The sequence below is a fragment of the Robertmurraya korlensis NBRC 107688 genome, assembly GCF_001591645.1.
Classification (GTDB): domain Bacteria; phylum Bacillota; class Bacilli; order Bacillales; family Cytobacillaceae; genus Robertmurraya_A.
Map to the genome: position 1 here is coordinate 1 of NZ_BCVH01000068.1, position 586 is coordinate 586.

1 protein-coding gene is annotated in these 586 nt (G+C 31.2%); it reads right to left on the reverse strand.

Features of this window, described 5'->3' with window-relative positions; genetic code table 11:
- Window positions 1–311: 311 nt before the first annotated feature.
- A partial coding sequence (locus BKO01S_RS23715) for a tyrosine-type recombinase/integrase (RefSeq protein WP_157077449.1) occupies window positions 312–586 on the reverse strand: 275 nt, incomplete at its 5' end.

A 586-nucleotide genomic window follows, 5' to 3' on the forward strand; every position in this document is an offset into this window, starting at 1 on the left:
TATCATTTCACCAATGTCAACTTCTGCGAAAAACTTTTTTAATTGTTAATTTTCCAAGTCGTTGTTGGCTACATGTATTACTATACCATCTTAATTCGTAGAAGTCAACTTCTGTTTTTAAATTAATTTTTAAAAGCGCCTCATCAACTAGTAGACTAGTTACTCTTTATAAGGGCGGATTTTTATCTTACACAATTCTTATAAAAAAAACAAGAACTATTTCAAAAAAATTTTAAAAGCCCTGTACCTTACAGTACAGGGCCCAGATGATATTTGATCTAATTTATCTCAATAGCAACTTTTTTAGAAATCTATCCTAGAGTGTCGTTAGAAAAGGTACTTTGAATCGCTTTTTCTAGCTCTAGTTGTTTCATTCTAGATTTTGCGTATCTTTTTGTTACATTAATATCTTTATGCCCTGCTAATTCTGAAACTATTTCTAAAGCAACTCCTTTGTCAACCAGTCGTTGACAAAAGGTATGCCTTAATTTGTGGGGATTAACTTGATACTTTTTAAGCATATATTGAACGGATCTTTCGGTTAATCGTTCCCTAGATTTAGAAACAAACAAAGCATCTTCGATAT